We start from the raw sequence: 6,587 nt of genomic DNA, 5'->3' as shown, positions 1-6,587 counted from the left end.
GGCGGTGCCGGCGTGCGCCTCGCGCAGCACCCGCGCGCGGTTGACCACCCGCATCGACTCGGCGTGAAGGGCGTCGGGGTCGCAGCGCACGACCGGCCCGCCGTCGACGACATGCCCGCCGTGCCGCGCTCCGGGAAGGTCGGTGCTCATCGCCGACCCGGGGTCAGGGCGGTCTCGGCGTTGCGCTCCGCGGTGACGTACGCCGCTCCGGCCACCGTCGAGGCCTCGCCCAGGGCGGTCAACGTCGTGCAGAGCGTGTCGCGGGCCTGTTCCCAGTCACCGAGCAGGCGCCGGTAGGCGTCCGTGCCGGGCTGGGCCTCCAACATCACCTGACCTCGGTTCTGTGCCAGGTCGGCGCGCAGCGCGATCCACTCCGACAGGTCGGTCAGCACGCGCCCGAGCGCGGCGATCGAATGCGCGTCCACCGTGATCCGTTGCCCCATGACGACCACGGTATGCAAAACCGCGATCCCGCCCGAGAAGTTCTCCACAGCCCAGACAAACACGTCGAGTGGTCAACGTTTGCGACGTAACCGGCCGTTACGTCGCAAACGTTGACCACTCGGCGAAGGAAGACGGTGAAGCGTCAGCCGCGCGCGGCCGCGAAGCCCTTGTCCAGGTCGGCGAGGATGTCGTCGATGTGCTCGATCCCGACGGCCAGACGCACCAGACCCGGGGTCACGCCCGCGGCCAGGCGCCCGGCGTCGTCACCCTGCGAGTGCGTGGTCGAGGCCGGGTGGATGGCCAGCGAACGCACGTCTCCGATATTGGCGACGTGGCTGTGCAGGTCGAGTGCCTCGACGAAGCGCTTGCCTGCCTCGACGCCACCGGCGATGTCGAACGCGATGACCGCGCCCGAGCCCTTCGGGGTGTACTTCTGCGCCTGGGTGTAGGTCTTGTGGTCCGGCAGTGAGGCCCAGTGCACCTTCTCCACCTGGTCCTGACCACCGAGGTAGGCCGCCACCTGGTGGGTGTTCTCGAGGTGACGCTCCATGCGCAGGCTGAGCGTCTCGATGCCCTGCCCGATGAGGAACGCGTTGAACGGGCTGATCGGCGCGCCCATGTCACGCAGCAACTGCACGCGGGCCTTCATCGCGAACGCGACGTTGGCGCCGAGCGCACCACCGGCGCCGAGGTCGACGCCGTAGCGGATGCCGTGGTAGCTCGGGTCCGGGGTGTTGAACATGGGGAACTTCTCCGGGTCGGCGGAGAAGTCGAAGTTGCCGGAGTCGACGATGACGCCACCGATCGAGGTGCCGTGGCCGCCGAGGTACTTCGTGGCGGAGTGCAGCACGATGTCGGCGCCGAACTCGATCGGGCGCACCAGGTACGGCGTGCCGATGGTGTTGTCGACGATGAGCGGGATGCCGTGCTCTTGCGCCACCGCGGCGACACCCTCGATGTCGAGGACCTCACCGGAGGGATTGGAGATCGTCTCGGCGAACAGCGCCTTGGTGTTCGGGCGGATCGCGGCGCGCCACGCGTCGAGGTTGTTGATCTCGGTCACGAACGAGGTCTCGATGCCGAAACGCGGCAGGGTCGCCTTGAGCAGGTTGAACGTGCCGCCGTAGAGCGCCGAGGAGGACACGATGTGGTCGCCGGCCTCGGCGAGGTTCATCACGGCGTACGTCTCGGCCGCCTGACCGGAGGCGAGCATCAGACCGGCGGTCCCACCCTCGAGCGCGGTGACGCGGTCCTCGATGACGCCGGTGGTCGGGTTGGTGATGCGCGTGTAGATCGGGCCGAGTTCGGACAGGGCGAACCGGTTCGCGGCCTGGTCGGTGTCCTTGAAGACGAACGACGTGGTCTGGTAGATCGGCAGGGCGCGGGCGCCGGTGGCCTCGTCGGGCACCTGACCTGCGTGGATCTGCAGGGTCTCGAAGGCCCAGTTGTTCTCGGACATGGAACTCACTTTCGCTGAGGGGGGTGATGCATCAGGCAGTCAGACAGTGACATTACACCGGAGGTCAAACCAAACACCATGTGATGGAAACATGCTCCTGTCGTGGCCCAAACCGTGCTGTATGCCCACTCCACCTCAGATTGACCCCAACTCGTCACCCAACGGTCAATCGCAGTCCATCTACGGCTGCAAGGGTTCTCACCATGATTCGGCCTCTCCGGCGGGCAGTGACCACTGCTGCGCTCATCGGCCCGGCGACGCTGCCGGACCTCCATGTCATGTCGCTCAACGCGTCCGCCGACACGCAGGCCCATCCCGGCACGCCCACCCACTGGAACTCTCGGGTCAGCGCCATCGCCGCGCTTCTGCACGCCGAGCGCCCGACGATCCTGGGCACCCAGGACGTGTTCAACCACCAGCTCAGCGACATCGCCGACGCCCTGCCGGTCAGTTACGACATGGTCGGCTCCGGGAGCACCGACGGGTTGACGCAGGGCCCGTACGACGCCCTGTTCTACGACCGCGATCGCCTGGACCTACGCGCCCACCGTCAGGTGTGGCTCAGCGACACCCCGGCCACACCGGGCTCCTGCACGTGGGGCAATCGCGAACCCCACGTCGTCGTCACCGCGCTCCTGCGTGATCGGTGCTCCGGTCGCGAGTTCCTCGTCGCGAACACCCACCTCGACGCCGATTCGGAGTGGTCGCGGTTGAAGGCGATGCGGGTACTCGTCGCCCTGGCCACCCGCGAGCCGACGGTGCCGGTCCTCCTCATCGGCGACTTCAACACCGCGGCCGGCGACTCGGCGGAGTACAGCCGACTCACCGGCGGTGGCCCCTACCGCGACACGTGGACCCAGGCCCGCCGCCGGGCGACGCCGGAGTACGGCACCCACCCGGGTTTCGGGCACGCCAACCCGGTGGCCCCGCGGATCGACTGGATCCTCGCCACGCCGGAATTCACGGTGCTCGAGGCGGCGGTCAACGCGTTCAGCCTCGACGGCGTCTGGCCCTCGGAGCACAGTCCGGTCCAGGCACGCGTGCGCCTGACCTGAACCCGTTGCCGGGCCCGGCAACGCTCCCCTCAGTGCGGCGTACGCGACCCGCGCCGCACCCACCACAGACCCAGGATCGGCAGCACGAGCGGCACATACCCGTAACCGGCGCCGAAGTGCGACCACACGGTCTTGTCGGGGAACAGCGAGGGCGTGACATACGACAGTGCCCCCACGGCGAGCACGCCGACGAGTTCGATGACGATGGCGCTCGTGGCGAGGCGGCGCCGCCCCACGGCGAGCGCCACGGTGGCGACGAGGTAGATCACCGCGGCGAGCGCCGAGAGCGAGTACGCCAGCGGCGCGCGCTCGAAGTACGACGCGATCTGCATGATCGACCGGCCGGTCGCGGCGAGCGCGAGCACGCCGTAGACGAGGACGATGATGCGCCCCAGGCCGGTGCCGGTGGTCGTGCGCCCGGTCGGGGCTGAGGAGGCAGCGGGGGCGGGGGTCTCAGGCATAGACGGTCCAGATCTGGTGGAGGCGCAGGGTCATCGTGGCGATGGCGATGACTCCCACGACAATGGCGCCCATGGCCCAGCCGGTCTTCTCCTTGATCGCGATGAAGACGAGCGCGGCCGGGATGAACGGCAGGGTCAGGGAGTAGGCCAAGAACGTCGCCCGGTGGGTGACGTCGGCGATGTGTCCGCCGTTGACGGTGGTCCACACGGCCTGGACGATGACCAGCACCTCGAGCACGGCGGCGACGATGAGCAACCGGTCGTTGATGACGACTTTGCGGACGAGGTACCACAGCGCCATCACGCCCAGCACGGCGCTGGTCGCGTAGACGAGCGCGGTCAGGGGGGCAAACACGTCGCACAGGGTACGACACCCACCTTGGCGGCCCGATGCCACCCGCGAGCCCACACCGGGCGCCGATCCTTGCAACACTGCCCTCATGACACCGACCCGCCTTGGCAGCGCCGACCTGATCCGACAGGTTCTCGACGAGGGTTCCTTCGAGTCGTGGGACTTCCCGGTCGACCGTTCGGGCCACGACGCGTCGTACCGCGCCGAACTCGAGGCGGCGGAGCAGCGTGCGGGCACCGACGAATCGGTCGTCACCGGCACGGGTCGGATCCGCGGGCGGCAGGTCGCCGTCATCGTCAGCGAGTTCCGCTTTCTCGGAGGATCGATCGGCCGGGCCACCGCCGAGCGCATCGTCGCGGCCGCCGAGCGGGCCACCCGGATGGGACTGCCGCTCGTGGCGGCACCGGCCTCCGGGGGTACGCGCATGCAGGAGGGCACACCGGCCTTCGTCAAGATGGTCGACATCTCGCGGGCAGTGCTGGAGCACAAGCGCGCCGGGCTCCCCTACCTGGTGTATTTGCGCCACCCCACGACCGGCGGCGTGTTCGCCTCGTGGGGGTCGTTGGGGCACATGACGATCGCCGAACCCGGCGCGTTGATCGGCTTCCTCGGCCCGGTGGTCTACGAAACGCTCAACGGAGTCCCGTTCCCCGAGGGGGTCCAGCTCGCCGAGAACCTCGTGGCCAAGGGCATCGTCGACGCGGTCGTGCCGGCCGACCAGCTCGCCGACGTCGCCGCGCGGGCGTTGACGCTGCTGACCCGGCCGGGGTCCCACCACGTGCCGGTCCTCCCCCGGCGACGGCCGATCCGGCCGGGGCTGGTCCGGGTGCCGTCGGCGATGGACATGGGCACCACCGGGATGCCGTCGCGCAGCGTGTCGGGTCCGTCACCGACCCGCGAATCGGTCTGGGCCTCGGTCGAGTTGACGCGCCGCCACGACCGGCCTGGGGTGCGCGAGTTGCTGCGCCACGCGGCCGAGGACGTCCTGCCGCTGCAGGGCACGGGCGAGGGTGAGTCCGATCGCGGGGTCTTGCTGGCGCTGGCCTCGTTCGCAGGACGGCCGTGCATCCTCGTCGGTCAGGATCGCCGCAACCAGGTCTCGACGTCGATGGGGCCGGCCGCGCTGCGCACGGCCCGGCGCGGGTTCCGCATGGCCGAGGAGCTGCGCCTGCCGCTGGTCACCGTCATCGACACCCCCGGCGCCGATCTCTCCCAGGAGGCCGAGGAGGGGGCACTGGCCGGTGAGATCGCCCGTTCGCTCGAGGACATGGTCGCGCTGACCGTGCCGAGTGTGTCGGTGCTGCTCGGCCAGGGCACCGGCGGCGGCGCGTTGGCGCTGTTGCCGGCGCAGCGGATCATCGCCGCGGAGCACGGGTGGCTCTCACCGTTGCCGCCGGAGGGGGCCAGCGCCATCGTCCACCAGGACATCGACCACGCCCCGGACCTGGCGTTCGCCCAGCGCATCAGCGCCCGGCAGATGTACGCCGACGGTCTCGTGCACGCGATCGTCCGTGAACGCGAGTCGGCGAACGACGCTCCGGTCGAGTTCGCGCACGCCATTGCCAAGGAGATCGGCCACCAGCTCGGGTTGCTGAGCGCCTGATTCAGCCCACCGGGCGCTCGAACGTCAGCATGACGCCCTCGACCGAGCCGGGCCCGATCCGTCCCTTGACATCGAGGCTGGTCATCGACTTCATCTGCCACCCCTCGCGGGCGTGGTCGTTGAGCACGTTCTCCAATTTGCCGGCGCTCATCTTGCCGCCGATGAGCCCTTCGCGGACCTGAACCACCTTGTACTCGAATCGCTGCATGTCCTCACCTTGCCACGACCCGGTTCGACACTCATCCGTGCGGCGCGAAAGGATGAGTGACATGCTCCAGCAGACCGCGCCGACCGCACCGCCCCCGCCTGACCTCGGCCCGGTCGTCGAGGCGGAGTACCACCGACTGCTGCGTGGACCGCAGCACCGGTGGTGGCGTCCGCTGCTGTCGATCCTGCTCGTCGGGTTGATCTACATCGGATTCTCGATCGTGCTGGGCGTGGTCATGCTCACCGTCGGCGCGGTGCTCGGCCGCCCGCTGACCTGGTCCGAGGACGTGCTCGGCCGCGGCGCCGACGACCCGGTCTACATGCTCTTCGTCGACGCCAGCCTCATCGCGCTCATCCCCACGGCGCTCCTCGCGATTCGCCTGGCCCACAAGGTGCCGATGGGATTCGTCAGTTCTGTCGTGGGGCGCTTCCGCTGGCGGTGGTTCGCCACCTGCCTGGTCGCCCTGACCCCGCTGTGGTTGGTCTACGTCGGCATCGACTGGTTCGCCGCGGGGTACTCGACCGACACCCCGGCTCAGTACTGGGAATGGCTGGTGCTCATGGCCCTGGTGCTCACCCCGCTGCAGTGCGCCGGTGAGGAGTACATGTTCCGCGGCTGGTTCATGCAGTCTCTCGGATCCTGGTTCGCCAACCGGTGGGTGGCACTCGGTGTGCCGCTCGTGCTCTCCGTGGCGCTGTTCGCGTTGGCCCACGGGTCGCTGGACATCTGGATCCTCATCCAACTGGCGACGTTCGCGACCGCCGCGACCTATCTGACCTGGCGCACCGGAGGACTCGAGGCCGCGGTGGCCCTGCACACGGTGAACAACGTGCTCGTGATGATCCTCGGGGCCATCACCGGCACCGGCGACGACTCGCTCATCGACCAGAACACGACGAGTTCGTGGTTCCCCGCCGTCATCGGCCTGGTCGTGCACACCGTCGCGGTGCTCATCGTCGTGTGGCTGGCGCGCCGTCAGAAGATCACGCGCACCCACCTCATGCA

At 69.1% G+C, this 6,587-nt stretch carries 8 protein-coding genes; 3 read left to right on the top strand and 5 right to left on the bottom strand.

The window, feature by feature from the left end:
• Window positions 1-146: 146 nt before the first annotated feature.
• Both KD1_RS09830 and KD1_RS09825 read right to left on the bottom strand, forming a co-directional pair.
• Window positions 147-443 carry a hypothetical protein gene (locus KD1_RS09830; protein ID WP_157073275.1) on the bottom strand — a complete coding sequence of 99 codons (297 nt, stop codon included), beginning with the start codon at window positions 441-443 and terminating at the stop codon, window positions 147-149.
• A gap of 143 nt (window positions 444-586) precedes the next feature.
• Window positions 587-1,903 carry a bifunctional o-acetylhomoserine/o-acetylserine sulfhydrylase gene (locus tag KD1_RS09825; protein WP_068401227.1) on the bottom strand — a complete coding sequence of 439 codons (1,317 nt, stop codon included), beginning with the start codon at window positions 1,901-1,903 and terminating at the stop codon, window positions 587-589.
• 203 nt (window positions 1,904-2,106) lie between these two features.
• Between KD1_RS09825 and KD1_RS09820 the strand changes: the two genes are divergently transcribed.
• Window positions 2,107-2,958: an endonuclease/exonuclease/phosphatase family protein gene (locus KD1_RS09820; protein WP_169795374.1), complete on the top strand. Its 852-nt coding sequence runs from the start codon at window positions 2,107-2,109 to the stop codon at window positions 2,956-2,958.
• A 29-nt stretch (window positions 2,959-2,987) separates the two neighbouring features.
• Here KD1_RS09820 and KD1_RS09815 read toward each other — a convergent pair whose 3' ends face one another.
• Both KD1_RS09815 and KD1_RS09810 read right to left on the bottom strand, forming a co-directional pair.
• Window positions 2,988-3,419 carry a hypothetical protein gene (locus tag KD1_RS09815; protein ID WP_068401222.1) on the bottom strand — a complete coding sequence of 144 codons (432 nt, stop codon included), beginning with the start codon at window positions 3,417-3,419 and terminating at the stop codon, window positions 2,988-2,990.
• Complete coding sequence (locus KD1_RS09810; protein WP_068401219.1) at window positions 3,412-3,774, bottom strand: hypothetical protein; 363 nt, start codon at window positions 3,772-3,774, stop codon at window positions 3,412-3,414. The genes KD1_RS09815 and KD1_RS09810 overlap by 8 nt, the downstream gene beginning before the upstream one ends.
• A gap of 85 nt (window positions 3,775-3,859) precedes the next feature.
• On the opposite strand from KD1_RS09810, the gene KD1_RS09805 reads away from it, so the two are divergent.
• Window positions 3,860-5,374 carry a carboxyl transferase domain-containing protein gene (locus KD1_RS09805; protein WP_068401217.1) on the top strand — a complete coding sequence of 505 codons (1,515 nt, stop codon included), beginning with the start codon at window positions 3,860-3,862 and terminating at the stop codon, window positions 5,372-5,374.
• Window position 5,375: 1 nt separating this feature from the next.
• Here KD1_RS09805 and KD1_RS09800 read toward each other — a convergent pair whose 3' ends face one another.
• Entirely contained in the window at window positions 5,376-5,582 is a 207-nt protein-coding gene (locus KD1_RS09800) for a DUF4177 domain-containing protein (RefSeq protein ID WP_068401214.1), read from the bottom strand.
• 61 nt (window positions 5,583-5,643) lie between these two features.
• Here KD1_RS09800 and KD1_RS09795 point away from each other — a divergent pair.
• A partial coding sequence (locus KD1_RS09795; RefSeq protein WP_068401210.1) for a CPBP family intramembrane glutamic endopeptidase occupies window positions 5,644-6,587 on the top strand: 944 nt, incomplete at its 3' end.

Source organism: Kribbia dieselivorans NBRC 106261, from assembly GCF_001552435.1.
GTDB lineage: Bacteria > Actinomycetota > Actinomycetes > Actinomycetales > Dermatophilaceae > Kribbia > Kribbia dieselivorans.
The sequence above is the reverse complement of the archived record's forward strand: the minus strand, read 5'-3'. Positions and strand labels throughout refer to the sequence as shown.

What these genes read in the sequence shown, in the direction of transcription:
- KD1_RS09830 (WP_157073275.1), bottom strand. Translation starts at nt 443, where the DNA reads ATGGGGCAACGGATCACGGTGGACGCGCATTCGATCGCCGCGCTCGGG.
- KD1_RS09825 (WP_068401227.1), bottom strand. Translation starts at nt 1,903, where the DNA reads ATGTCCGAGAACAACTGGGCCTTCGAGACCCTGCAGATCCACGCAGGT.
- KD1_RS09820 (WP_169795374.1), top strand. Translation starts at nt 2,107, where the DNA reads ATGATTCGGCCTCTCCGGCGGGCAGTGACCACTGCTGCGCTCATCGGC.
- KD1_RS09815 (WP_068401222.1), bottom strand. Translation starts at nt 3,419, where the DNA reads ATGCCTGAGACCCCCGCCCCCGCTGCCTCCTCAGCCCCGACCGGGCGC.
- KD1_RS09805 (WP_068401217.1), top strand. Translation starts at nt 3,860, where the DNA reads ATGACACCGACCCGCCTTGGCAGCGCCGACCTGATCCGACAGGTTCTC.
- KD1_RS09800 (WP_068401214.1), bottom strand. Translation starts at nt 5,582, where the DNA reads ATGCAGCGATTCGAGTACAAGGTGGTTCAGGTCCGCGAAGGGCTCATC.